Source organism: Streptomyces sp. NBC_00631 (assembly GCF_045206895.1).
In the GTDB taxonomy this organism is placed as follows: domain Bacteria; phylum Actinomycetota; class Actinomycetes; order Streptomycetales; family Streptomycetaceae; genus Streptomyces.
The window spans coordinates 3,357,783-3,382,562 of sequence record NZ_CP107734.1 but is presented as its reverse complement, the minus strand read 5'-3'; the positions used below and the strand labels follow the sequence as shown (position 1 = coordinate 3,382,562).

The 24,780-nt window shown below is 69.2% G+C and carries 21 protein-coding genes and 1 pseudogene; 12 read left to right on the top strand and 10 right to left on the bottom strand.

What is annotated here, in order from left to right:
* Entirely contained in the window at positions 1 to 1,143 is a 1,143-nt protein-coding gene (locus OHB00_RS15575; RefSeq protein WP_406435289.1) for a CaiB/BaiF CoA transferase family protein, read from the top strand.
* A 91-nt stretch (positions 1,144 to 1,234) separates the two neighbouring features.
* On the opposite strand, the gene OHB00_RS15570 is transcribed toward OHB00_RS15575, so the two are convergent.
* The 3 genes from OHB00_RS15570 to OHB00_RS15560 are packed head-to-tail and all read right to left on the bottom strand — an operon-like array spanning position 1,235 to position 4,188.
* Positions 1,235 to 1,936, bottom strand: a complete 702-nt coding sequence (locus OHB00_RS15570; protein WP_406435287.1) for a TetR/AcrR family transcriptional regulator — start codon at positions 1,934 to 1,936, stop codon at positions 1,235 to 1,237.
* A 7-nt stretch (positions 1,937 to 1,943) separates the two neighbouring features.
* Positions 1,944 to 2,993 (bottom strand): LLM class F420-dependent oxidoreductase, encoded by a 1,050-nt coding sequence (locus OHB00_RS15565; RefSeq protein WP_406435285.1) that lies wholly within the window; start codon positions 2,991 to 2,993, stop codon positions 1,944 to 1,946.
* Between the two features lie 37 nt (positions 2,994 to 3,030).
* Positions 3,031 to 4,188 carry an acyl-CoA dehydrogenase family protein gene (locus OHB00_RS15560; RefSeq protein ID WP_406435283.1) on the bottom strand — a complete coding sequence of 386 codons (1,158 nt, stop codon included), beginning with the start codon at positions 4,186 to 4,188 and terminating at the stop codon, positions 3,031 to 3,033.
* Between the two features lie 79 nt (positions 4,189 to 4,267).
* On the opposite strand from OHB00_RS15560, the gene OHB00_RS15555 reads away from it, so the two are divergent.
* Both OHB00_RS15555 and OHB00_RS15550 read left to right on the top strand, forming a co-directional pair.
* Positions 4,268 to 5,155 (top strand): HpcH/HpaI aldolase/citrate lyase family protein, encoded by an 888-nt coding sequence (locus OHB00_RS15555; protein WP_406435281.1) that lies wholly within the window; start codon positions 4,268 to 4,270, stop codon positions 5,153 to 5,155.
* Between the two features lie 59 nt (positions 5,156 to 5,214).
* Positions 5,215 to 6,231, top strand: a complete 1,017-nt coding sequence (locus tag OHB00_RS15550) for a MaoC family dehydratase (protein WP_406435279.1) — start codon at positions 5,215 to 5,217, stop codon at positions 6,229 to 6,231.
* 9 nt (positions 6,232 to 6,240) lie between these two features.
* Here OHB00_RS15550 and OHB00_RS15545 read toward each other — a convergent pair whose 3' ends face one another.
* Together OHB00_RS15545 and OHB00_RS15540 are read right to left on the bottom strand one after the other, a co-directional pair.
* Complete coding sequence (locus OHB00_RS15545) at positions 6,241 to 7,278, bottom strand: MBL fold metallo-hydrolase (RefSeq protein ID WP_406435277.1); 1,038 nt, start codon at positions 7,276 to 7,278, stop codon at positions 6,241 to 6,243.
* A 125-nt stretch (positions 7,279 to 7,403) separates the two neighbouring features.
* Positions 7,404 to 7,964 carry a TetR/AcrR family transcriptional regulator gene (locus OHB00_RS15540; RefSeq protein WP_406435275.1) on the bottom strand — a complete coding sequence of 187 codons (561 nt, stop codon included), beginning with the start codon at positions 7,962 to 7,964 and terminating at the stop codon, positions 7,404 to 7,406.
* Positions 7,965 to 8,207: 243 nt separating this feature from the next.
* On the opposite strand from OHB00_RS15540, the gene OHB00_RS15535 reads away from it, so the two are divergent.
* The 7 genes from OHB00_RS15535 (at position 8,208) to OHB00_RS15505 (ending at position 17,301) form a co-directional block, all read left to right on the top strand.
* Complete coding sequence (locus OHB00_RS15535; RefSeq protein ID WP_045557809.1) at positions 8,208 to 8,609, top strand: SCP2 sterol-binding domain-containing protein; 402 nt, start codon at positions 8,208 to 8,210, stop codon at positions 8,607 to 8,609.
* Between the two features lie 37 nt (positions 8,610 to 8,646).
* On the top strand, positions 8,647 to 9,906 hold the full coding sequence (locus OHB00_RS15530) for a cytochrome P450 (protein ID WP_406435273.1): 1,260 nt from the start codon (positions 8,647 to 8,649) through the stop codon (positions 9,904 to 9,906).
* 20 nt (positions 9,907 to 9,926) lie between these two features.
* A complete protein-coding gene (locus OHB00_RS15525) occupies positions 9,927 to 10,718 on the top strand; it encodes a coniferyl-alcohol dehydrogenase (protein ID WP_406435271.1) in 792 nt (263 codons plus the stop codon).
* A gap of 13 nt (positions 10,719 to 10,731) precedes the next feature.
* A complete protein-coding gene (locus OHB00_RS15520; protein WP_406435269.1) occupies positions 10,732 to 12,132 on the top strand; it encodes an aldehyde dehydrogenase family protein in 1,401 nt (466 codons plus the stop codon).
* Positions 12,133 to 12,166: 34 nt separating this feature from the next.
* On the top strand, positions 12,167 to 13,741 hold the full coding sequence (locus OHB00_RS15515; RefSeq protein ID WP_406435267.1) for an acyl-CoA synthetase: 1,575 nt from the start codon (positions 12,167 to 12,169) through the stop codon (positions 13,739 to 13,741).
* A gap of 117 nt (positions 13,742 to 13,858) precedes the next feature.
* Positions 13,859 to 15,073 carry an acetyl-CoA C-acetyltransferase gene (locus tag OHB00_RS15510; RefSeq protein ID WP_406435265.1) on the top strand — a complete coding sequence of 405 codons (1,215 nt, stop codon included), beginning with the start codon at positions 13,859 to 13,861 and terminating at the stop codon, positions 15,071 to 15,073.
* Between the two features lie 38 nt (positions 15,074 to 15,111).
* The gene (locus OHB00_RS15505; RefSeq protein ID WP_406435263.1) at positions 15,112 to 17,301 is read left to right on the top strand and encodes a 3-hydroxyacyl-CoA dehydrogenase NAD-binding domain-containing protein; all 2,190 of its coding nucleotides are present in this window, start codon (positions 15,112 to 15,114) and stop codon (positions 17,299 to 17,301) included.
* Between the two features lie 515 nt (positions 17,302 to 17,816).
* Here OHB00_RS15505 and OHB00_RS15500 read toward each other — a convergent pair.
* From OHB00_RS15500 to OHB00_RS15490, 3 genes are all read right to left on the bottom strand, one after another.
* A complete protein-coding gene (locus OHB00_RS15500) occupies positions 17,817 to 18,158 on the bottom strand; it encodes a DUF1152 domain-containing protein (RefSeq protein ID WP_406435261.1) in 342 nt (113 codons plus the stop codon).
* Between the two features lie 697 nt (positions 18,159 to 18,855).
* Positions 18,856 to 19,578, bottom strand: coding sequence for a methyltransferase domain-containing protein (locus OHB00_RS15495; RefSeq protein ID WP_406445800.1), 723 nt, complete (start codon positions 19,576 to 19,578; stop codon positions 18,856 to 18,858).
* 121 nt (positions 19,579 to 19,699) lie between these two features.
* Positions 19,700 to 19,819 carry an alpha/beta fold hydrolase gene (locus OHB00_RS15490; protein ID WP_406435259.1) on the bottom strand — a complete coding sequence of 40 codons (120 nt, stop codon included), beginning with the start codon at positions 19,817 to 19,819 and terminating at the stop codon, positions 19,700 to 19,702.
* A gap of 112 nt (positions 19,820 to 19,931) precedes the next feature.
* Here OHB00_RS15490 and OHB00_RS15485 point away from each other — a divergent pair, with 112 nt between their 5' ends.
* A complete protein-coding gene (locus tag OHB00_RS15485) occupies positions 19,932 to 21,686 on the top strand; it encodes an ATP-dependent nuclease (protein WP_406435257.1) in 1,755 nt (584 codons plus the stop codon).
* 3 nt (positions 21,687 to 21,689) lie between these two features.
* Positions 21,690 to 22,475 (top strand): annotated as a pseudogene (locus OHB00_RS15480) (UvrD-helicase domain-containing protein); the annotation flags it as partial.
* 667 nt (positions 22,476 to 23,142) lie between these two features.
* Here OHB00_RS15480 and OHB00_RS15475 read toward each other — a convergent pair.
* Together OHB00_RS15475 and OHB00_RS15470 are read right to left on the bottom strand one after the other, a co-directional pair.
* Entirely contained in the window at positions 23,143 to 23,697 is a 555-nt protein-coding gene (locus OHB00_RS15475; protein WP_406446376.1) for a hypothetical protein, read from the bottom strand.
* Between the two features lie 541 nt (positions 23,698 to 24,238).
* Positions 24,239 to 24,610: a hypothetical protein gene (locus OHB00_RS15470; protein ID WP_406435255.1), complete on the bottom strand. Its 372-nt coding sequence runs from the start codon at positions 24,608 to 24,610 to the stop codon at positions 24,239 to 24,241.
* Between the last annotated feature and the right edge of the window lie 170 nt (positions 24,611 to 24,780).

Genomic DNA, 24,780 nt, shown 5'->3' with positions numbered 1-24,780 from the left:
ATGGCAGAGGGCCCGCTGTCGGGATGCAGGGTGCTGGAACTCGCGGGCATTGGCCCGGGCCCGTTCGCGGGCATGACCCTGGCGGACCTGGGCGCCGAGGTGGTCCGGGTCGACCGCCCCGGCGGCAGCGGGCTGTTCGCGGGCTTCGAGCACGTGGACGTCCTCAACCGGGGGAAGAAGTCGGTCCTGCTCGACCTGAAGCGACCGGACGCCGTGCGGGCCGTACTGGACATGGCGGCCCGGGCCGACGTCCTCATCGAGGGTTACCGCCCGGGAGTCGCCGAGCGGCTCGGTCTCGGCCCCGACGACTGCCTCGCCAGGAACCCGCGCCTGGTCTACGGCCGTATGACCGGCTGGGGCCAGGACGGGCCGCTGGCCCAACTGGCCGGGCACGACATCGGATACATCGCCCTGACGGGCGCCCTGCACGCCGTCGGCAGCGCCGGCGGCCCGCCGCAGATCCCGCTCAATCTCGTCGGCGACTTCGGTGGCGGCGGGACGTATCTCGTCATCGGAGTCCTGGCCGCCCTGCGTGAGGCCGAGCGAACTGGCCGGGGGCAGGTCGTGGACGCCGCCATCGTGGACGGTACGGCCCATCTGCTTGCCGGCACCCACATGCTGCTGGCGACCGGAACGTGGCAGGACGAGCGCGGCGTGAACCTCCTGGACGGCGGGGCGCCGTTCTACGCGGTGTACGAGACCTCCGACGGCCGTCACATGGCGGTCGGCGCCCTGGAGCCGAAGTTCTACGCGGAACTGCTCGCCGTTCTCGGACTCGACGAGGACCCCGCCGCCCAGCACGACCGCACCGGTTGGCCGCGGCTGCGCGAGCGCCTCGCGGCCGCGTTCGCGAGCCGTACCCAGGACGAATGGACCGAGGTGTTCTCCGCGTCGGACGCGTGCGTGGCGCCGGTACTGAGCCTGCGCGAGGCGTCGGACCACCCGCACATCAGGGCCCGCGGCACCCTGGTGGAACGCGACGGCGTCCTCCAGCCGGCGCCCGCACCCCGCTTCTCGGCGACGCCCACCGCTCTCGGCTCGCCCCCGCCGGTGCCGGGCCGGCACACCGCCGACGTCCTCGATTCGTGGGAGGTCGAGAACGCCGAGGGCTTGCTGTCGTCGGGCGCCGCCGTGCAGGCCTGACCGTTCGGCACGGTCAATTCTCTAATTTACATTAGATTACGTTTTGAAGCGGGGAAGTCCCTGAGGCCCCTGCATGTGCCTCTCAGGCTGTTCAGCCCGCCGATGTGGCCGTCCGCCGGCCCCGGGAACCCCTTGACGGCCGCGAGCCGCCCTGCTCCTGTGCGGTGGGCACTTCCAGGCCGTGCCGCACCAGGGATTTCGCGGTGCGTACCACGACGTCCAGCGAGCCCTGGCGGGGATTCCACCACTCGGTCGCCCAGTTCAGGGCGCCCAGGACCAGCATCCGGGCGACCCGGGGTTCGAGGTCGGCGCGGAGTTCACCCGCCTTCTGGGCGTCGTGGACGAGTGTGCGCCAGATGTCTCCGTACTTGCCCTCCTCGGCGAGCTGCCGGGTGCGGATGTCCTCGGGGACCTGGCCCGCGTTGCGGATCGCGGCGGTGGCGAAGTCGGAGATGGCCAGCTGGAAGCGCAGGTGTTCCTCCACGGCGGTGTCGATGCGGTCCATGGGGGTGGTGTCCGGCGGGAGCGCTTCGAGCGCCTCCGCCACATGCTCCCGCAGGCGGGCCACACCGACCCACATGACCTCTTCGATCAGTACTTCCCGGGAGGAGAAGTAGTAGTAGATGGCGGGAGCCTGGATCTCCGCCTGCTCCGCCACGTCACTCAGCCGTGTTCCGGCGTAGCCCTTGCGGCTGAGGACGTGGGCCGCCGCGTCGAGGATGCGTTCGCGCGTGCGCGCCGACTTGGAGTCTGACGGATCGGCCGGCGGCTTACCCGCGGATTTTCTAGGCACGGGTCAACTATAGGTTGTCGACCAGCCGCCGGACGGCCTCCACCGTGCCGGCCGGGTCCGGCCCCACCGGGTCCAGGTTCAGGGTCGTCACGCCGGCTTCCCGGTACGCGTGGATCCGTTCCGCCACCAGACCCGGCGGACCGATCAGCGTGGTCCGGGCCAGCCACTCCCGGGGGACCGCGGCCTCGGCCTCCTTCTTCTTGCCGTCCAGGTAGAGGTCCTGGATGAGCTCGGCCTCGGCCTCGAAGCCGTATCGGCGGGCCAGGTCGTTGTAGAAGTTCTTGTCGCGGGAGCCCATACCGCCGATGTACCGGGCGGCCGTCGGCCGTTCCAGGTCGAGCAGGTCGTCGACCGGGAGGTTCTCCCCGACGGCGACCGGGCCGCCGGCGACGATGTCGAGCGGCGGCAGTTCGGGGGAGCGGCGTGCGGTCCCCGCGGCGAGCGCGGGCCCGAAGACCTCCGCCGCCTTGTCCGGCATGAAGAACAACGGAAGCCAGCCGTCCGCCACTTCTGCCGTCGCGGTCACCGAACGTTCCATCAGGGAGGCCCAGTAGACGGGGATGTCGGCGCGGTACGGATGGTTGATCAGCCGCAGCGGCTTGCCGAGCCCGGTTCCGCGGTCGGCGGGCAGGGGCAGTTGGTAGACCCTGCCGTCGTGGGTGAGGGGTTCCTGGCGCCGCCATGTCTTCCGGCAGATCTCGATCGTCTCGGTGATCCGCCGCATCGGCCGGTCGAACGGCACTCCGTGGAAGCCTTCGACGACCTGCGGCCCGGAAGCGCCGAGACCGAGGGAGAAACGGCCCCGGGAGAGGCTGTCCGCGGCGGCGGCACTCATGGCCAGGAGGGTGGGGGTGCGACTGAAGACGTTGACGATGCCGGTGCCGATCCGGATCCGTTCGGTCGTCGCGGCGAGATAGCCGACGAGCGTCATGGCGTCGAAACCGTAGGCCTCCGGGACCCACACCAGGTCCAGGCCCGCGGACTCCAGGTCGCGCACCAGGCCGGCGGTGGCCACCGGATCGCCGGTGTACCTGGACAGCAGCATCGAGAGTTTCACGTGGTCCTCCGGTCGGTCGTGGACTGCGGTGGTCGGTTCACGTCAGTCCGCCCCTGTCGACCAGCTGGGCGGCGATGACGTTGCGCTGGATCTCGTTGGTGCCCTCGCCGACGATCATCAGGGGGGCGTCGCGGAAGTAGCGCTCGACGTCGTACTCGGTGGAGTAGCCGTATCCCCCGTGGATCCGGACCGCGTCGAGCGCGATCTCCATGGCGGTCTCGGAGGCGAACAGCTTGGCCATGCCCGCCTCCATGTCGCACCGGTCCCCGGAGTCGTGGCGTTCCGCGGCGTACAGCACCAGCTGTCGTGCCGCGACGAGCTTCGTGGCCATGTCGGCGAGACGGTGGCCGACCGCCTGGTGCCGCCAGATCGGCTTGCCGAAGCTCTCGCGCTCTTGGGCGTAACGCAGGGCGTCGTCCAGGGCCGCCTGACCGACGCCGAGTGCCCGCGCGGCGACCTGGATACGGCCCGTCTCGAGGCCCTTCATCATCTGTGCGAACCCGTGTCCTTCGACGCCGCCCAGGAGCGCGTCGCCCGGCGCCCGGTAGTCGTCGAAGGAGAGTTCGCAGCTCTCGACGCCCTTGTAGCCCAGCTTGGGCAGGTCGCGGGAGACGGTGAGGCCGGGGCCGTGCTCGACGAGCAGGATGCTGATGCCCTTGTGGCGGGGCGAGGCGTCGGGGTCCGTCTTGCACAGCAGCGCGATGAGCCCGGAGCGGCGGGCGTTGCTGATCCAGGTCTTGGCGCCGGAGACGACGTAGTCGCCGTCCGGCCGCCGACGGGCGACGGTGCCCATGGCCTGGAGATCGGAGCCGCCGCCCGGCTCGGTGAGCGCCATCGTGGCCCGCAGTTCCCCCGTCGCCATCTTCGGCAGGTAGCGGCTCTTCTGCTCCTCGGTGCCGAAGGCGAGGAGGAGCTTGGCGACGACCGTGTGGCCGCCCATCGCCCCGGCCAGGCTCATCCAGCCGCGGGCCAGCTGCTCGGTCACGCCGACATAGCAGGACGTGGACACCGGCGCCCCGCCGTAGGACTCCGGGACGGCCAGGCCGTAGATCCCGAGCGCCTTCATCTGCTCGATCAGTTTCTCGGGATACTCGTTGGCGTGCTCCAGCTCCCGCACCACGGGCCGCACATCCCGGTCGACGAACGCCCGGACGACATCGACGACGTCCTGTTCCTCCTCGGACAGGGTGGGCATACAGGTCTCCTCACTCGGCTACCGGACTTGCGTCGATCGATTATAGTCTAATTTAGATTAGATAATGAGAGGGGATGAGGTGACCGCGAACATTTCGGCGGGTGCGCTCAGGGCACGTCTGTCGGTACCCGGCTCGGACGAGCACAAGATGGCGAAGGCCCTCGCGTCGGAAGCGGACGAGATCGTGCTCGACCTCGAGGACGCGGTCGCGGCCACGGCCAAGGCGGACGCACGGGAACGCGTCGCCGCCTGGCTGGCCCGTGCGCCGGAGGCCGGTCCGCGGATCGCGGTCCGGGTGAACGCGCCCCGGACGCCGTGGTGTCACGAGGACGTCGTCGCGTGTGCGCGGCAGGGCGCGCGGGTGTCCGTGGTCCTGCCCAAGGTGGAGTCGGCCGGTGACCTCGCCTTCGTGGACCGGCTGCTGGCGGGCGCGGAGGCAGCCGTCAACCGCGTCGATCCGGTCCCGATACAGGCGCTGATCGAGACGGCGGCGGGACTGGCCAACCTGCGCGAGATCGTGACGGCGACGCCCCGGCTGACCACCCTGATCATCGGCTACGCCGACCTGGCCGCGTCGCTCGGGCGGGCCGCCGACGCGCCGGCGGAGACCTGGCTGCGCACGCAGGACGAGATCCTGACGGCGGCTCGCGGGGCAGGCCTCGCCGCCGTGGACGGTCCGTATCTCGGGGTGGCCGCCGACGAGGAGTTCGCCGGACAGGTGCGCCGTGCCGCGCGACTCGGCTTCGACGGCAAGTGGGTCATCCATCCCCGCCAGATCGCGCAGGTCAACGAGGCGTTCACACCGTCGGCCGAGGAGGTGGCGAGGGCCCGGACGGTGCTGGCCGCCCTGGAGCGGGGGCACGCGCGCGCCGAGGGCGCCGTCATCGTGGACGGACGGATGGTCGACGAGGCCGTGGCGGTCGCCGCACGCCGGACACTCGGCCGGGTGGGAAGGGCAACAGCGTGAGCGCGGTTCCTGAAGGCGGGTCATCGACGGCCGAGGAAGAGAGGGGCACGGGAGTGAGTGTGGTGATCCCTGAGGAGACGGCACGTACGGCCGAGGGGCCGTACTTCGACGAACTGGCCGTGGGGCAGGTGTTCGGCGGGGCGCCCGGGGTGACCCTGACCTCCGGTCACGCCGCCACCCACCAGTCGATCGTGGGGGACCGGCTCACGCTCCCGCTGGACGAGGAACTGAGCCGCGCCGTGACGGGCCAGGCCCCCCTCGCCCACCCCGCCCTGGTCTGGGACATGGCGATCGGCCAGTCCACGCTGGCCACCCATCATGTGAAGGCCAACCTCTTCTACCGCGGTCTGGTCCTTCGCCGCACCCCGCTCATCGGCGACACGCTGCGCACCTCCACAGAGGTCGTCGCCCTGCGTCGCAACAAGGACCGTCCCGGGCGCCGTCCCACTGGTCTGGCCGCCCTGCGGATCACCACCACCGACCAGCATGATCGCCCGGTACTGGATTTCTGGCGGTGCGCCATGTTGCCCCTGCGGGACCCGGACGCCGGTACCCGCCACGCGACCGACCTCGACACCGTGGGTGCGGAACCGGACCACGCGGCGCTCGCCGCGGTGGTGCGGGGATGGCGACTGGACCGGTTCGCGCGGCGCGTGGCCGGGCCCAGGTTCGCCGATCTAGCCGAGGGCATGTTCTGGGAGGTCGGCGGTGGGGACGTAGTGTCGGGCGCTCCCGAATTGGCCCGGCTCACGCTCAACGTGGCCATGGTGCACCACGACCGGCATGCCGCGGGCGGGCGGCGGCTCGTCTACGGCGGCCACACGATCGGTGTGGCCCTCGCGCAGGCCGCCCGAGCCCTGCCTTCCATCGTCACCGTGGCGGGTTGGCACGGCTGCGACCACCTGGGTCCCGTCCATGAGGGGGACACCCTGTACAGCACGGTGGCAGTGGAGCGCCTGCGGTCGCTGGGCGAACACGGCGGCTTGGCGCACCTGCGCTCGCAGGTTCGCGCGGTCGGCGGCGACGAGCCCGCCCGCTCCGTCCTGGACTGGCGCTACGCGGTCGTGCTCGCATGAGGAGCACCGTCACGCGGCCGACGTGAACCGCCGGACCCCGTCGACGCGTTGTGGGCTGACCGCTCCCAGCTGGGCCAGGACATCCAGGTGGGCGTCGATCTCCAGCACCGCGGTCATCCGGTGCACCGGCGGGAGTTCGTCGAGCCGGCTCCGCCGACGGGTCCACGGCAGGGCGCGGGCCACCGCGTGGGCCGTGTCCGCGCCGGCCGCGACCTGCCGGAGGACCTCGTCCAGCCGCTCCTCGTGATGCGCGATCAGCTGGTCCACCCGGGTGTGGACGCTCCTGGTCACGGGGCCGTGGGCGGGCAGGAGCAGCGCGTCCGGCAGCTGTCGGGTCAAGCGCAGGGAGGCGAGATAGGACCGTAGCGGGTAGGGCTCGGGCGAGCGTTCGAAGCCCAGCGACGGAGTGATGTGCGGCAGCACATGGTCACCGGAGAACAGCAGGCCGTCGGTCGGGTCCCCGACCACGACATGCCCCCGCGTGTGGCCGGGCGTGGCCCGTATGTCCAGGCGGCGGTGTGCGAGATCGATCCGCTCGCCGTCCCTCAGCCACTCGTCCGGAGGCCCGAACGGCATGTCCCGGTCGCTCTGTTCGACCGGTAGGGCGGCGATCAGGGCCGCCAGTTCGGGGGCGCCGCACTCGCGCAGCAGCTCTACCTGGCGGGGCCATACCCCGTCCTCCAGATCGAAGCCCTCGATCGTGTGGCGCTCTTCCCAGCCGATCCGGACCCGGCTGCCGATCGACTCACGCAACGCCAGGGCCTGGGTGTAGTGGTCCCAGTGGGCGTGGGTCACGATGATCTGGCCGATGTCGTCCAGGCGGTGTCCGAGACTTTGCACCGCCTCGATCAGTGCCTTCTCGGTGTCGGGCCCGGCCCAGCCCGAGTCGATCAGCACCAGGCCGTCGTCATCCTGGATCAGGTAGACGTTGACCGCCGCCAGCCCGTCCAACGGCAGGGACAGAGGGATGCGGTACACGTGGTCCACAACGGCGTGGGCACCGGGTTCGGTCCAGTCGTCGGGTTGTTCGAGCAGTGGGGGCGCCAAGGTGTGCTCCTGCAAGCTGACGGCGAGGGATTTTATCTATCGTATATTAAAATTTGCAGGTGGGTGAGAGAGCCTCCCACCGGGCGGGTCGGGAGCAGCGCAGGTGGCGGATACGGCAGGACGGCTCATCGTGGCGCGGAGCGCGATGCCGCTCCCTTGGCTGCCGTCCTCTTCAGCTCGTGCAGCGCCCACGAGAGCACTTCCGGGTCGCGGAGTGACTCGGCCTGCTCGAACCCGATCAGCAGGTACATGCCGAGCGTGGCGAGTCGGTCGGCCTCTTCCGGGTCGACCAGGGCGGCGAACGCCTTCCGGACGAAGCTGTGCCGCTCCAGGTCGACGCTCTCCTGGATCCGGTGGACCGCCGGGTCGATCGTGCTCCACGCCCGGATCGCGGCTTCCGCGCCGTGCGGGAGTTCCATGGCCGCGTCGAGGAGGACCTGGAGCTGGTCCAGCGGGTCCGGTTCGCGTCGGGCCAGCTCGACGAGCCGGTGGGTGCGCTCCCGGTGCCAGTGGTCCAGCAGTGCCTCCGTGAAGGCGCCCCAGTTCGCGAAGTGGTGATAGAAGGCGCCTGTCGTCACGCCCATCCGTTCGCACAGGGGGGCGAGCTTGAGTCCGCCGTAGCCCTGTGTGGCGAGGATGGCGAGCGCGCAGTCGAAGTAGCGGGCGGCGTCCTTGTGTGCGGGCATGCGCGGACTCCTGGTCGGGGGTGTGGGAAGTCATGGTAGGCGCCCCGCGCGTATGAGTTCGGTGCCGAGCTCTAGTCGCCATAAGAAGACTTATGTTACGTTCCCGAAACGCACCCCCTTTCGAGGCCGCGGCACGTGAGGTGCTGCCCGTCGGGGACCCGTTGGGTGTGGAATCTAATCAAATTTATATTTGAATCGCTCATCGGATTCGGGCGATCTTCCTCGCGGACGTCAGGAGGAACCGTGGGATTCAGGGACGCGGACGAGGTCAGGAAGTACATCGGCGGCATCTTCGAGGCGGCGTTCGCCGACGCGGAGATCGGGCCCAAGCTCCGGGACACCGCAATGGTGCTGCAGTTCGCCTTCACCGAGCCGGACACGGTCGTGGAAGTGGACACGACGGCGGGCACCGTCGGGGACGGCACCGGCGGTGCACCCCCGCAGGCCGTCATGAGAATGGCGGCCGACGTCGGCAACGCCTACTGGCAGGGCAAGGTCAACCTCCCGCTGGCGATGGCCAAAAGCAGGATCAAGGTCGAGGGCAACGTGGCGAGCCTGCTCAAGCTGGCGCCGCTCGGCAAGAAGCTCTTCCCCCTCTACGTCGACAGCCTGCGCGGCGACGGCCGGGACGACCTCGTCCTCTGAGCCAGCCCGGGCCCGCCACCCCACCCACGGAGGAAAGATGGCCATCCAATCCACCGAAACCGCGTCGCGGGCGTACGACCCGGTCAGCATTTCCCCGCTGTCCTTCTGGGCCGGCACCTGGGAGGAACGGGAGAAGGCGTTCCGCACGCTCCGCGACGAGCGCCCGGTCAGCTGGCATCCGCCCCTCGAAGGCGCTCTGATGCCCCCGGAGAACGAGGGCGTGTGGGCCGTCACCCGGCACGAGCACATCGCCGAGGTCAGCAAGAACCCGGAGATCTACTGCTCGGCCCGCGGAGTGATGGTCGAGGAGATCCCCGAGGACATCCTTGAGGCGGCGTCCTCGTTCCTCGCCATGGACGCTCCACGCCACTTCCAGCTCCGGCGCCTGGTGAGCTCGGCGTTCACGCCCAGGCAGGTCGCGAGGATCCACGACCAGATCAGGCGCCAGGCCACGACGATCGTCGACGACCTCCTGGCCACGCGGGAGGGCGACTTCGTCAGCCAGGTCTCCAAGCGGCTCCCCATGTGGACCGTCTACGAGATGATGGGACTCCCCGAGGGCCAGCGCGAACTGGCCGCCCATCACGCCGACGGCATGGTCTCCTGGGCGGACGAGGACGTCGCCGCGGGGCGCGAGCCGGGCGAGGTGCTCAACGAGGCCCTGGTCACCCTGTTGCAGATCGGCCTGGAACACGTCGAACGCCGCCGGGCGGAGCCGAAGGACGACCTGTGGACCAGCCTGGTCCAGGCCGAGGTGGACGGCCGGCGGCTGACCGACGACGAGATCGCCGCCTACTTCGTGCTGCTGTCCGTGGCCGGCAACGACACCACCCGCAACACGATCAGCGTGACAGCCCGCGCCCTCCAGGACTTCCCCGACCAGAAGGCACTGCTCCTTGAGGACTTCGGGGGCCGGATCGCCCCGGCCGTCGAGGAGTTCGTCCGGTACGTCACCCCCGTCCAGACCTTCCGCCGTACCGCCACCCGCGACACCGTGCTGGGCGGGCAGGAGATCAGGGAGGGCGACTGGGTCCTGATGATGTACGCGTCCGGGAACCGGGACGAGCGCGTCTTCAAGGACCCGCACCTCCTCGACATCCAGAGGCCGGCCAACAACCACCTGGCCTTCGGCGGCGGCGGTCCGCACTACTGCATGGGCAACTTCCTGGCGAAGATGCAGCTCACCGAGATCTTCGACCAGCTGCTGCACCGTGCGCCGACCCTTCGGGTGGGCGAGCCCGTGTACCTCGCCGGCAACTTCGTGCGTGCCGTCAAGAGCATGCCGTACACCCTCTGAGCGTGTTGAGAGGCAGTCAGATGTCACAGTTCGCGGGAAAGCGTTACCTCGTCACCGGAGCCGCCTCCGGCATCGGTCACGAGGTCGCGGAGAAGCTGGTCGCCGCCGGCGCGGAGGTGTTCAGCCTCGACCGTAACGAGCCCACGGCGAAGGTCCATGCCCACATCGAGGTCGATCTCTCCGGCCCCGCCTCCATCGACGAGGCGGTCGGCCGGCTCGATGGCACCTTCGACGGGCTGCTCAACATCGCGGGCATCCCCGGCACGGCTCCGGGCGACACCGTGTTCGCCGTGAACTTCCTGGCCGTACGGCACCTGACGGAGTCGCTGCTGGAGCGGCTGAAGCCGGGCGGCTGTGTCGTGATCGTGTCGTCGACCGCCGGCTTCGGCTGGCAGGAGCGACTCGGGGCGATCAGGGAGCTGATGGCCACCGACACCTTCGAAGAAGGCGCGCGATGGTTCGCCGACCATCCCCAGCAGGGCAACGCCTACAACTTCTCCAAGGAGGCGACGACCGTCTACACGATGGCGATGGCGCTCGCCCTGGGAGAGCTGGGCCTGCGTATCAACGCCGTACTGCCGGGGCCGGTCGAGACACCCATCCTGGCCGACTTCGAGCAGTCGATGGGCAAGGACCAGCTCGACGGTGTGAAGGCGCTGCTCGGCCGGCACGCCACACCGGACGACATCGCCGGCGCCGTGCTGTTCCTGCTGACGGACCAAGCCCGCTGGATCAACGGTCACCCACTGACCGTCGACGGCGGCATCACCGCCTCGGTCCTCTCCGGCAACGTCCCGGCGCCCCAGGTCTGAGGGGCGGACGGACATGGCCACCTCACCGAGCACCCGGGCCGCCCAGGAGGCGGCCGGACTCGACGCACTGATGGCGACCCTGCGGTCGGTCCACGCCGACGGCCGCACCCGGAACCCGGAATGGCGCAAGCGGCAGCTCGACGGCATCGCGCGGCTCGTGGAGGAGCGCGAGACGGAGATCGCCGAAGCCCTGGCCATGGACCTAGGGCGCGGCGCCGCGGAGTCCTGGCTGGGCGACATCACCTCCACCCGGGGAGAGGCGCTCTACGCACGCCGGCGTCTGCGCTCGTGGATGAAGCGGAAGCGACAGCGCGTGCCGCTGAGCCAGCAGCCGGCGTCAGGCTGGGTGCAGTACGAGCCGCTCGGGGTCGTGCTGGTCATCGGGCCCTGGAACTACCCGGTGTACCTCAGCCTGGGCCCGCTGGTCGCTGCGGTGGCCGCGGGCAACTGCGCCGTACTCAAGCCGTCCGAGCTGGCCCCGGCCACCTCCGCGCTGCTGGCACGGCTGGTCCCGCGGTACCTGGACCCCGAGGCGGTCAAGGTGGTCGAGGGCGACGCCATGGTGACCCAGGACCTCCTCGCCCTGGGCTTCGACCACGTACTGTTCACCGGCGGAACCGAGATCGGCAAGAAGATCATGGCCGGAGCGGCTCCGACGCTGACCCCGGTGACCCTCGAACTCGGCGGAAAAAGCCCGGCGATCGTCCTGGCCGACGCCGACCTCGACGTCGCCGCGCGCCGCATCGCGTGGGTCAAGCTGATGAACTCGGGACAGACCTGCATCGCACCGGACTACGTGCTCGTGGAACGTACGGTCCGGGATGCACTGGTCGACAGGATCGTCGCGTCCATGAAGGCTTTCCGAGCCGACCAGGACGGCGGGATGCGCATTGTCAACGAGCGCCAGTTCGACCGGATCGCCGGTTACCTCGGTGCCACCGAAGGCTCGGTCGTGACCGGCGGTGGCACCGACCGCGCCGCGCTGACCGTCGAGCCGACAGTCGTCGTGGACCCGGCCCCCGACGAACCCCTCATGACCGAGGAGATCTTCGGACCCGTCCTGCCCGTGCTGACCGTCGACTCGGCCGACGAGGCCATACGCTTCGTCACCCGGCGCCCGAAGCCGCTGGCCCTGTACGTCTTCACCAGAGGCAGGGCGGCACGCACCCGGCTCGTGGACGAGATCCCCGCCGGCGGCGCCGTCGTCAACCACGCGGCGATGCACTGCCTCGTCCCCTCCCTGCCGTTCGGCGGGGTCGGCGCCAGCGGTATCGGCGCCTACCACGGGGAATGGGGCTTTCAGCGGCTCAGCCACCGCAAGGCCGTACTGGCGAAGACCTTCAGACCCGACCCCCGCGCCATGTACCCGCCGTACACCGAGAAGGCGCTGAGCATGATGCGCCGGATCCTCTGACCCGCAGCCGGACCGACACCCCAGTGAGGACGCCATGCCCAACCCAGCGCCAGACTCACCCACGTGGTACCCCGGAGCGCACCGGGGGGACAAGGAGACCAAACCGGCGGTCGTCATGGCGGACACCGGCGAGGTCCTCACCTACGGCGAGCTCGACGACGCCGCCAACAGGATCGCGCGCGTGTTCGGGAGCCTCGGGCTCGCCCCGGGCGACCACGTGGCGATCTGCGCGGAGAACCGTGTCGACTACCTCGAGGTGGTGTGGGGCGCGCACTACGCGGGTCTCTACTACACGCTGATCAGCACCCACCTCGCCCCGGACGAGGTGGCGCACATCGTCCGGGACTGCGAGGCCGGCGCCGTGGTCCTTTCCGCGACGACCGCGGCAGTTCACCTCGATGCGGTACGGGCGGCGGTCCCCGGCGTCGCCGTTCTGACCCTCGACGCAACGCCTTACGACGGAACCGAGGAACTGTCCGTCCTCATGAGCGGCCGGCCCGCCGAACCGCTCCCCGGCGCGGTCGAGGGCTCCGAGATGCTGTACTCCTCCGGTACGACGGGCAGGCCCAAGGGCATCAGGCCGACCTCGGTCGGCGCCCCGCTCGGCACCACGCCCCCGATCCCCGCACCTGCCCTGGCCATGTTCCAGGTCGACGAGGACACCGTGTACCTCTCCCCGGCCCCGCTCTACCACGCGGCGCCGGCCAGATGGACCCGCAGCGTCACGGCCGTCGGCGGGACCGTGGTCCTCCTGCGGAAGTTCGATGCCGCCCTGGCCCTGGAGTCGATCGCGAAGCACCATGTCACGCACAGCCAGTGGGTGCCCACCATGTTCACCCGTCTGCTCCGGCTGCCCGAGGAGGTACGGCGCGGGTACGACCCGTCCTCCCACCGAATCGCCATCCACGCGGCGGCGCCGTGCCCGCCGCAGGTGAAGCAGGCCATGATCGACTGGTGGGGGCCGATTTTCGTCGAGTACTACGGGGGTTCCGAAGGGCACGGCATGACCGTGTGCACCACCCCGGAGTGGCTGGAGCACCCGGGCACCGTCGGCCGGGCGGTGGTCGGCCGGGTGCACATCGTCGGCGCAGGCGGAGAGGAACTCGGCCCCGGCCAGGAGGGTGTCGTCTACTTCTCCGGCGGGCCGCCGTTCGAGTACTACAAGGACCCGGACAAGACCAGATCGGCACAGCTGCCCGGCGGTCTGGCCACCATGGGCGACATCGGCAGGCTGGATGAGGACGGCTACCTCCATCTCACCGACCGGCTCAGCAACATGATCATCAGCGGCGGGGTGAACATCTACCCGCAGGAGATCGAGAGCCTGCTGGCGAGCCACCCCGACGTCGAGGACGTCGCGGTGATCGGCGTGCCGGACGAGGAGTTCGGCGAACAGGTCAAGGCCGTCGTCACACGGGTGCCGGGCCCCGACTCCGACGAGGCCCTGGCCGCACGGCTCATCGCCTACTGCCGCGACCACGCGGGGCACGTGAAGTGCCCGCGCTCGGTGGACTTCCGGGCGGAACTGCCCCGGCACCCCAACGGCAAGCTCCTGAAGCGGCTGCTGAAGGACGAGTACTGGGCGGACCAGGCCTCACGCCTGGTCTGATCCGCGCGCAGCCGGTCTGTCCCCGAGGGGTGCCCCGCCGGGTGCGCCCCGGTCACCTACACGCATCTTTTCTAATCTATTCAAGATTCAAATCCACTGCGGGAAGGGCCTCCGCCTGTGACCACCGAAGCCTTTGTCTACGATGCGATCCGCACGCCGCGAGGCCGCGGCAAGAACACCGGCGCCCTGCACGGCACCAAACCGGTCTCCCTGGTCGTCGGGCTGATCGACGCCCTGCGCAAGCGCAACCCGACCCTGGACCTCGACCGTCTCAGCGACCTCGTCCTCGGCGTCGTCACGCCGGTGGGGGACCAGGGCGCCGACATCGCGCGCACCGCCGCCCTCGTGGCCGGACTGCCCGACACCGTGACCGGCGTCCAGCTGAACCGCTTCTGCGGCTCCGGCCTGGAGGCGGTCAACACCGCGGCGCAGAAGATCCGCTCCGGATGGGACGACCTGTTCCTCGCGGGCGGTGTGGAGTCCATGTCGCGGGTACCGATGGGCTCGGACGGCGGAGCCCTCGCGGCCGACCCGGCCACCGCCTACGACCTGGGATTCGTGCCGCAGGGCGTCGCCGCCGACCTCCTCGCCACCATGGAGGGCTTCACCCGCGCGGATCTCGATCGGTACGCGGCGGGCTCGCACGAGCGAGCGGCACGCGCCTGGCAGGAGGGCCGGTTCGCGGGCTCCGTGATCCCGGTGACCGACCAGAACGGCCTGGTCGTCCTCGACCGCGACGAACACCTGCGGCCCGAAACCACCACGGAGAGCCTGGGCCTGTTGCCGCCCGCCTTCGCCAAGGCCGGCGAGGCGGGCGGGTTCGACGCGGTCGCCCTGCAGAAGTACCACCACGTCGAGTCCGTTGACCATCGGCATACGGCCGGCAACTCCTCCGGCGTCGTGGACGGAGCGGCCCTGCTGCTCCTCGGCTCCGCGCAGGCTGGACACGACCTCGGGCTCACCCCCCGGGCCCGGATCACCGGCGCCGCGACCTCCGGGGCGGATCCCACGATCATGCTGACCGGCCCGATCCCGGCCACCCGCAGGCTGCTCGCCCGTGCCGGGCTGACAGTCGATGACATCGACCTGTTCGAGATGAACGAGGCCTTCGCCTCCGCGGTCCTGAAGTACGCGGGGGACCTGGGCGTGCCCATGGAGAAGCTCAACGTCAACGGCGGCGCCATCGCCCTGGGACACCCCCTCGGCGCGACCGGCGCCATGCTCGTGGGCACCGCCCTCGACGAGTTGGAACGCCGTGGCGCCCGGCGGGCCGTGGTCACCCTGTGCGTCGCCGGCGGCATGGGCGTGGCAACCCTCGTCGAACGCATCTGACGCCGTCCATCACGTCGTAGGGAAGAGGAAGACAAGAAATGAGCGAGCAGGACACCATTCACTGGTCCCGTGACGAGGACGGCGTCGTCGTACTGACCCTGGACGCCCCGGGTCAGTCGGCCAACACCATGAACGCCGCCTACGTCGCGTCCATGGGCCGGGCCGTCGACCGGCTGGAAGCGGAGCGCGACACCGTCACCGGAGTCGTGATCACCTCCGCCAAGAAGACCTTCTTCGCCGGTGGCGACCTGCACGACATCGTGGCCGCACGCCCCGAGGACGCGCGTTCGGTCCTCGACACCGCCACCCGGGTCAAGGACCAGCTGCGCAGACTGGAACGGCTGGGCAGGCCCGTGGTCGCCGCCATCAACGGCAGTGCCCTCGGCGGCGGCCTGGAGATCGCCCTGGCCTGTCACCACCGTATTGCCGCGGACACCCCGGGCTGCCGGATCGGCCTGCCCGAAGTCACCCTCGGCCTGCTGCCCGGCGGTGGCGGCATCGTCCGCACCGTCCGCATGCTCGGGGTCCAGGAGGCGCTGCTCAAGGTGCTGCTCCAGGGGCAAAAACACCGGCCGCAGGCGGCTGTGGCCATCGGCCTGGTGGACGAGGTCGTCGACACGGCCGCGGAACTCCTGCCCAGGGCCAGGGCGTGGCTCCGGGCGAACCCGGAGCCGGTGCAGCCATGGGACACCAAGGGCCACCGCATCCCGGGCGGCACCCCGTCCACCCCCTCCTTCGCCGCCGTCCTGCCCGCCCTCCCCGCGAATCTGCGCAAGCAGCTCAAGGGCGCACCGGTCCCCGCACCGCGGGCCATCCTGGCGGCGGCCGTCGAGGGCGCGCAGGTGGACTTCGACACCGCGCTGCGTATCGAGTCGCGCTACTTCGTGGAGCTGGCGACCGGACAGACCGCCAAGAACATGATCCAGGCGTTCTTCTACGACCTTCAGCACATCCAGTCCGGCGGCTCCCGGCCCGAAGGCCACGAGAAGGCGGTCGCACACAAGGTCGGTGTCCTCGGCGCGGGCATGATGGGGGCGGGCATTGCCCACGTCTGCGCCCTGGCCGGACTGGAGGTCGTCCTCAAAGACGTGTCGGCCGAGGCCGCGGAGAAGGGCAGGGACCATTCGGCCGGGCTCCTTGCCAAGGCGGTACAGCGGGGCCGGATGACCCGGGCGGACGCCGACACCGTCCTGGCAAGGATCACGGCCACCGCACTCCCCTCGGACCTGACCGGCTGCGACGTCGTGATCGAGGCGGTGTTCGAGAGCCAGGAACTCAAACACAAGGTCTTCGCCGAGATCGAGGAGATCGTGGCCCCCGCCGCGCTGCTCGGCTCCAACACCTCCACCCTGCCGATCACCGGGCTGGCCGAAGGCGTCGAACGCCGGGCGGACTTCATCGGGCTGCACTTCTTCTCGCCGGTCGAGCGGATGCCGTTGCTGGAGATCATCCGGGGCGAGCGGACCAGCGACGCGACCTTGGCCCGGGCGATCGATCTCGCGGGCCAGATCGGCAAGACTCCGATCGTGGTCAACGACAGCCGGGGATTCTTCACCAGCCGGGTGATCGGGGCGTTTGTCAACGAGGCCGTGAGCATGGTGGGGGAGGGGCTGCCGCCCGCCTCCATCGAGCAGGCGGGCGCCCAGGCCGGGTACCCCGCGCCGCCCCTGCAACTGGTCGACGAACTCTCGTTGACCCTCTGGCTCAAGGTCCGGGAGGAGACGATCGAGGCCCTGGAGAAGGAGGGGCGGGACGCTCCCGTCTTCGGCGCGGACGACGTCGTGCGCCGCATGGTGAGGGACTTCCACCGCGGAGGCAGGACAGCGGGGGCCGGCTTCTACGAATACGCCGAGGGCAGGCGCCTTCGGCTGTGGCCCGGCCTGGCGGAGCACTTCGGCTCCGGCCGGCACCGGATCCCCTTCGAGGACATGTGGGAAAGGATGCTGTTCGCCGAGGCGTTGGAGGCTGCGCGGTGCTTCGACGAAGGAGTGATCCTCTCCGAAGCGGACGCGAACATCGGGTCTCTTCTGGGGATCGGTTTCCCGGCCTGGACCGGGGGCGTCGCGCAGTACGTCAAGGGCTACCCGGGAGGCGTGGCGGGCTTCGTGACGCGTGCCAGGGAACTGGCCGACCGCTACGGTGAGCGCTTCCTTCCGACGCCGTCCCTGGTGGCCAAGGCCGACGCGTCCGGCGACCGCGCGAAACGACAGCGGAACGGGTTGACTTGAGGCCGCCTGACCCGGCCGCCGTCCTGCGGTCGGCCGGACCGGCCGGAGCGAGGTCGCGAGCTGCGGCTACGTGCTCAGCGGGCGGAGGAGGACGGCGATCACCCGCGGGCGTCGGCGTCGGTGACCGATGCCGGCGGGGCGTCGATCACGCCTGAGGACTGCCGGATACGTGTGTGCCGCGTGCCGCCGTAGGCGGCGGAGCGGGGCAGCGGGATCTTCTGCGCGAGCTTGTCGCCCTCGACGTCCAGGTCGGGCAGCAGACGGTCCAGCCAGGCGGGGATTCACCAGGACAGCGCCGCACGCCCCCTCGCGCGAGTACCTCGGTCGGGACCGCGAAACGTTCGGCTCTGTCACGTATTCGGTGGTAGCGAAGGGTGACGGTCGTCGTTGCCATCGTGTGCGCGATGTCAATGATCTTGTGGGTGCGGTGTTTTCGGGCCTGTCGGCCCTCGTAGTCGACGGCGTGACGGACGAGTGTGAGGTGTCGATCTCAAAGAAGCCGCCGACCTCGCGGCTCAGCGCCTCCAAGGCATGCTCGGCCCACTTGTCCACGCCTTCACTGCCGAGGACGCGCAACCGATCGGCTCAGTCCTGGAATGGCACCCCTCAGAGGCAACAGGCATGCTCGCGGCAGCCGCCCGAGGATCTTCGTGTGACAGTTCGTCGTCGAGTCCGGGTCCTGCGGTCAACAGGCGTACGGTGACGTTCACTTGGCCGCACGCTGTGAGTGTCAGCGAGTCGACGAGTGGGCTCTTCAGCGTCGGTTCGTCGCCTCGGGCCAACACTTCGCCGCCGACGTCCAGGACAGCGATTGAGGTCGGCCGCAAGTAGGCGACCAGTTCTTCGAGTTGGCGCATGACGCCCTCGGCTCTTCCCCGGGTCGACCACGGCGAAGGTGCGGGGGAGTTTCGCCGCGGCGGATTCTTCCGGGCTCTGGCACAGAGTGCGCCACGACGGTTACCAGGTGATGGGCTACGCCGGCGACAATTCACCGGCACCGCCTGGACGTTCACCTCGAACATCCCGACCTCCGGGGGACCGGCAACAACGACGTCATCGCCTTGCTGAAGGTGACGTTCAGGGCCGACAAAGGGGGCGGTCGGAGAGGTCCCTGACCGAGCCGGGCGACGGTGACCAGTCGGCCGGGGTGACCACGCGGACTCGTCGTTGGCGATCGGCGCGGACGCCAGGTCGCGTCACTGCTCGTGCGGGTCGGGATTGTCGCCGTCGTACTCGACGACCGGCTGAGGCCCGCCGTGAACTCGCCGAGCTGACCGGCCGTTCGACCGGGCCGGTGACAACCTGACCGTCAAGCCGGTGAGCCGCCCCAGGACGCCTCTGGTTTCGTCGTGCTGCCCCATCGCTACGAACGGCTCATCCAGTACTGAGACCCTGATCGTCTGGGCCATCGTCACCCTCATGACCAGGCGTCTCGCACGGAAGGAGGCCACCCCCGGCCGGCCAAGGAAACCCACATGGGCCACGAGCGCCTGGCAGGCATGGTCACCGTTTCCCGGTCAAGCGGATCCCCGCAGCCCGTGCTCCATCTGCTCTCTAGGCGGAGGCGGCAGCGACGAAGAACGGAATGGCGATGAGGAAGCGGTCGGCCTCGGCGCGTCGGTGCTGTTCGGCGAGCCACTCATCGGCCTGGTCACGGCCGACGGCACCGCTCATGCAGGCCGACTCGGCGAGCCCGGTGAGCAGCGACAGCATCGCGGGATCGGTGAACACGTTGGTGTGCACCTCGACGGTGACGTCGTTGAAACCGCCGTCCAGGAGCAGGTTGCGGTACTGGCGGGCGGCGCGGGGGGTGCCCAGGAGGTCGGCGCGGGCGTGCACGATCGTGCGGGTGAGCGCCGCATCATCAGAGTCGACCATGATGGCGTCCCAGTCCTGCCCGACCAGGACGATCCTGCCGCCCGGGCAGAGGACGCGCCGCGCTTCCGCCACCGCGCGCCATGGCTCCTGAAGTGCGTGGAAGACCTTGTCGGCACGGTAGCCGCGCACACTTCCGTCGGCGAACGGCAGATCCTCCGCCCCCGCCTCCCGGAACTCGGCCCCCGGCCACCGTTTCCGGGCCTCGGCCAGCATCCACGGATCGGGATCCACGCCCACCGCGTGGACGCCACGCTCGGCCAGCTCGGCGACGGCCCGCCCGGCACCGCAGCCGACGTCCACGACGGACGAGCCCGGGACAAGAGACAACAGTTCGTAGGAGCGGGCCCGCAGCAGGATGGCGCTCGGCATCTGGTCCATCGCGTCGAGGAGGGCCAGCATGGCCTCGGTGCGGCGGTGCTTTTCCACGAAAGGAGTCGTCACAGCCGTGGCCTCCTGCCTTTCCTTGTCCGTCATGGATCGGTCAGCCCTTTGAGTTCTGGGTGGTCGGAAGGGGGGTAGGTCAGCTGTTCAGGAAGTCCAGGATGTGGTCGGCGACCGTCTTGGGCTGTTCGACATGCGGGAAGTGCCCCGCGCCGGGTATGACGATGCGTTCGAAGCTGTTCGTGAACAGGTCGTCCATGCCGTCGCTCACCTCCGCGGAAAAGAAGTTGTCGTCGGCCCCGTGGAGGTGCAGCGACGGGACGGTGATGGCGCCAGGCGTGCACGCGGCCTGTCCGGTGAGCCCAGGACGGTTGTGTACTGAACAGTCGGACATCATTGACGCGATCCGCCTGTGCCTGCTGACCACAGCGGCTGACTACTACCGGATCACGCGCGACGACTTCCATGTCGGGCCAGGCGGCCGCGCGGAGGCCTTCAAGATCACCTGTGGTTTCAAGGATCTGACGACGGAAGAACAAGGGGTCTTCCTGGAACTGCTCACCACCGACGACGACGGCAACGTCGCCCTCTATGTCACCGTCAAAGCGGAGCTGATGGAGCCGCTGCCTCCCTGCAGGGTCTCGGCCACCACGCGCACCGGCCGCGACGGGCAGGGGCCCGCTCTGGACGGTGCCGCGCGCGAACTGCTGAAGGCCACCTACCTGCGCCCGTTGCGGGATGCCGAGGCCGAACTGCGCTCCGGCCGGGGATCGCGGCTGTCGCAGATCCTCGCCGGCTACCCGGTCATGCGCGCACAGGGTGTAGACGACTTCGACGAGGAGAGCGACAGCGCCACCACCCTGGTCGGCATCCTGCGTCGCGCTGAACGCCACATCGGTGACAACGATGCGGTGGCCGCGGCCCGCAACGACATCAACACCGGCTACCTGAACAAGTTCTCCATCGGCTCCGACGTCCTGCGCGCCGAGATCGGCGTCGCCGGCGACGCCACCCTCGCCCGCGCCCTGGAACGGCTGGAACTCACCCTGTTCGCGGGCACGGGGGAGTGGACCAGACACGGACTGGGCTACAACAACGCCCTGTTCATGGCAGCCGAACTGCTGCTGCTCGGCAACAGCGCCTTCGCACCCCTGCTGTTGATCGAGGAACCCGAAGCCCACCTCCACCCGCAACTTCAGACCCGCATCATGGACCTGCTGCGCGAACGCGCCGAGGCCGCCAAGACGTCCGGGACGCCGCCGGTCCAGGTCATCCTCACCACCCACAGCCCGAACCTGGCCTCGGCCATCCCGGTGGAACACCTCACCCTCGTAGCCCGCGGAGCAGCCTTTCGCCTGGCCCCGGGACTGACCTGTCTCGACGAGGGCGACTACGCTTTCCTCACCCGCTTCCTCGACGTGACCAAGGCCAACCTGTTCTTCGCCCGCAGCGTCGCCATCGTCGAAGGCGACGCCGAAGCCATCGTTTTGCCCGCCCTCGCACAGGCTGTCGGCCGGTCCTTCAGCGAATGCGGCGTCAGCGTCGTCAATGTCGGCGGCGTCGGTCTCTTCCGCTACAGCCGGATCTTCCAGCGCGAGGGCGAGCAGATACCGGTCGCGGTGGCCTGCATCCGGGACCGGGACCTGGTGCCCGCCGGCACTTCGGAGGAGATGCGCAAGCAGCTGAAGTGCTCCGCGGAGATGACCGGGCAGCAGATCGCCGATCACGTCGCAGCGCTGAAGGAAAAGGACAGCGGCCACGTGCGCACCTTCGTCTCCGACCACTGGACGTTGGAGTACGACCTGGCCGCCGCCTCCTGGACCATGGCGACCCTCATGCACCAGGCCGTCCGCGCTGCTGTCGCCTCCAAGACCAGCTGGCCCACTGCGGACAGGCTCGCCGACCTGGACCGCTTGGCGCAGGAGGAGGTCACCAAGTGGCGAGAGAGCAACGTCCCCCTGGAGAAGGCGGCCTTGGACATTTATGAGCCGCTGCGGATGGGCCGGGGCAACAAGCCGATCGCCGCCCAACACGCGGCCCGCCTCCTGCAGACCACCTCGGTGACCGATGGCGATCTGCCGCCCTACCTCGTGGCCGCCTTCACGTATCTGTGCAGCGAGGTCTGAGCGATGACACCCCTCTATGCCCCCGACGTCTTCATCAAGGACAAGGTCGAGGCACTCGCCCAGCAACTCGGCCTCGAACTGCCGCACCAGGAGCAGTGGGACTTCATCCAGAGCGCGGAATCCCTGGACCTGCAAGCAGCTCCCGGCTCGGGCAAGACCAGCCTGATCGGGCTCAAGCTCGCGCTCCTGAGCCAGGGGTGGACCTCGCCCACGCGCGGCATCTGCGTCCTGTCCCACACCAACACGGCCAAGGACGAGATCACCAACCGTCTCACCGCCACACCGGCGGGACGCCGTCTCCTGCAGTACCCGCACTTCATCGGCACGATCCAGGCCTTCACCAACACCTTCCTCGCCCTGCCGGCCCTACGGTCCCGGGGCATTGAAGTCCAGACCGTCGACGACGACACTTACGCGGACGAAGCCCTCCGGCTGCTCGAACGCCACCCCCAGTACCGGAAACTCAACACCGCACTCGGGCACCGCACGAACGGCCCCGCACTCGTCGCCGAGGCCCGCTACGTCTGCGACGCCGGAGACCTGATCGCAACGGGCCCTGATGGCACCCCGCCCTTCAAAGCGTCCAGCGACAGTGGCCAACAATTCGCCGCGCTCAAAGAGATGCTCACCGAGCGAGGCGTCTTCCGCTACCACGACATGTTTGCCCTCGCCGAGCACCACCTCTTTCATCACCCCCAGCTCGCTCCGGCTGTCGCCCACCGCTTTCCCTTCGTCCTCCTGGACGAAATGCAGGACACCAGCGACCTCCAGCAACGCCTGCTCGACAAGGTCTTCGGCCCGCCGGGCACGGTCGTCCAGCGTGTGGGTGACGTCAACCAGCGCATCTTCGCCGACGGACCGGACGCCGCACAGCCCTCGTCGTTTCCCCTGCCGCACGCCGCCCAACTCCCCGTCAGCCGCCGGTTCGGCAGCAAGATCGCAGCACTCGCCAGCGACCTCACGGTCCACCGCCGCCAATACATCGACGGCGCCGGCCACGACGGGAAGATCGCCCTGCTGCTCTTCGACGACGACACCGTCGCCGATGTTGTACCGGCCTTCGAACGGATGGCAGCGATCACGGTCCCCCGCCAACTGCTGCTGGACAACCCGCCCCGCGTACTGGGCGCCCGCCTCATCCGGGGAAGCGCCAAGGATTTTCCGCAGTCCCTCTCCTGTTACGTACCCGGCTTCACCGCCACGCCGGTCCAGGTAACCGGCAGTTTCATCACGGTGACCCGCACCGCCCAGGCGCTTCGGCAATCCGGCGACAACCACGCAGCCGTCACGCTCCTGTGGAAAGCCGTCCGTGATGTAGCCCGACTCGCCAGTTCCGGCGCCCTGCCCCCGCTGAGACGACTGGACCGAGACCCGGCGACAGCTGGAGGCCGGGCACGCCTGCTTCTGCACGACCTGCTGACGAGCCCACTCGACAGCCACGCTGAATGGGCAGTTTTCACCGCCCGGCTTCTGCGGCTGCTGCCGGACCTGACCCGGAGCCCCTTGAAGGGCGTCGCCCGTTTGATTGAGGCACCAAAGCCTCGCCGGTGCGAGCCTCCACGCCCCAGTGCCGGTCCAGTTCTCTGGCCACCTGGGCAGCGGTCGCCGCGCGGGCCAGCCGACAGGACCAGTGGTCCAGGAGCAGGGCATACGTGCTCTCTGGATCCTCAGCACGCAGTCCGACGCCGAACAGCAGGACCGAACCGACAAGGCCGTCGCGCTCCACGTGCTGGCGGACATGTTCGACCAGGCTGGTGAGTTGATCCGTGTCAGGCTTGGGATCGGCGAAGACCGGGTTTTTTGCCAGCAATCCGGTGATGTGCTCGGTGGACCGGCCACGCGCGTCCAAGACGGCGATCCGCAGGATCAGAAGGGCACGCAATAGATCCAGATCGCTCGGGTTACCGACGATCCGCGCCGGATCCAGCAACGGGTGGTGGCGACCGACGGAGGTGGCAATCCCCGCGCAGATAATGATGCGTCGGCAGACACGGACTTCCACTTGGATCACGGGGCGTAGAGAACTCCATGATCTTGGGAGCCCGTGCCTGCCAACTCCCCGATGACCGCCAATCCGACGGATTTTCACGAAGCGGACACCCGTGCGGCAACGCTGAAGCCCTGCCGTGTGCCACCCTGCTAGGGCAATCGCCTGAGCCACACCGCGGCAAGGCCGTAGACGACAGCCGACACAACAAGTCCGTCGAAGACCGTAGAGGTATACGCCCAGTCGGGCAGTGTCTGCCTGAAGAACCCGAACGAGACGTCGCGAGTGATGAGGAATGCTGCGACGGCGGCGAACGTCGCACCGGCTGACTGCCGGGTCCACCGTCCCGGCTTCGACGCGACGCGGTCATCCGGGCGAGGAGCAAGAGGTTCTGTCACTCGTCACTTGTACCGGTCCCGATGTGACTCATCAATGGCAGCCGGCCCCCGCACGCGGCAGGGCTTTGGCGTCGTCGCACGATCACGAACCGGATATCCAGTAACTACGCCGAAGCCCTGACCCATGTCAGCCCCGTTGATCAGGACACTTCACATGCTCAGCAGCTTCAGGGTGAAGTCGACCCGTTGATGGTCCAGGTGTCACCGTTACAGACCGGTGGGCCGTATGTGTATTTCTTGCCCGACTGGGTCGTGCCGACTATTTGATAGTTTTGGTGACACTCTCCGTCACGGCCTCCCAGGCGATTGATGTTGCAGCCGGTGTCTCCTCCTGGCCTTGCGCCCGCGACCTGCACCAGATGGCTCGCTGGGTCGTACTTTGTCGGAATGCGATTGATTTCGAAGTGGATTCCCTCGGTGGTCTCGTTCTTGATCTTGAACTGAGGCGCCGGTTCGCAGGAGGTGAGGCCCGCCAACGCGAATGGCACGCAGATGCAGGCGAGTATTTTCCTCCCTCGCCCTTGGACGTGTTGCTTCACCTGCAGCCTTCCTCCGATTCGTCGGGTACTGCCGTCCGCCGGAGCTGTCCCCGTTCACACTTCCGCCTCTGGGACCTTGCACGCCGAGTGGGTGACGAGGTGACCGGCCGACCGGTGTGCCGTGGGGCAAAGATATGGCATACCGGTCGGCCGGAGATTTAACCCGGAGG

Excerpts from the sequence above, each read along its gene's own strand:
- OHB00_RS15540 (WP_406435275.1), bottom strand. The coding sequence starts at position 7,964 with ATGCCCGCACACAAGGACGCCGCCCGCTACTTCGACTGCGCGCTCGCC.
- OHB00_RS15500 (WP_406435261.1), bottom strand. The coding sequence starts at position 18,158 with ATGCGCCAACTCGAAGAACTGGTCGCCTACTTGCGGCCGACCTCAATC.
- OHB00_RS15505 (WP_406435263.1), top strand. The coding sequence starts at position 15,112 with ATGAGCGAGCAGGACACCATTCACTGGTCCCGTGACGAGGACGGCGTC.
- OHB00_RS15490 (WP_406435259.1), bottom strand. The coding sequence starts at position 19,819 with ATGGACGACCTGTTCACGAACAGCTTCGAACGCATCGTCATACCCGGC.
- OHB00_RS15560 (WP_406435283.1), bottom strand. The coding sequence starts at position 4,188 with ATGCCCACCCTGTCCGAGGAGGAACAGGACGTCGTCGATGTCGTCCGG.
- OHB00_RS15515 (WP_406435267.1), top strand. The coding sequence starts at position 12,167 with ATGCCCAACCCAGCGCCAGACTCACCCACGTGGTACCCCGGAGCGCAC.
- OHB00_RS15530 (WP_406435273.1), top strand. The coding sequence starts at position 8,647 with ATGGCCATCCAATCCACCGAAACCGCGTCGCGGGCGTACGACCCGGTC.
- OHB00_RS15495 (WP_406445800.1), bottom strand. The coding sequence starts at position 19,578 with ATGCTGGCCCTCCTCGACGCGATGGACCAGATGCCGAGCGCCATCCTG.
- OHB00_RS15575 (WP_406435289.1), top strand. The coding sequence starts at position 1 with ATGGCAGAGGGCCCGCTGTCGGGATGCAGGGTGCTGGAACTCGCGGGC.
- OHB00_RS15520 (WP_406435269.1), top strand. The coding sequence starts at position 10,732 with ATGGCCACCTCACCGAGCACCCGGGCCGCCCAGGAGGCGGCCGGACTC.
- OHB00_RS15525 (WP_406435271.1), top strand. The coding sequence starts at position 9,927 with ATGTCACAGTTCGCGGGAAAGCGTTACCTCGTCACCGGAGCCGCCTCC.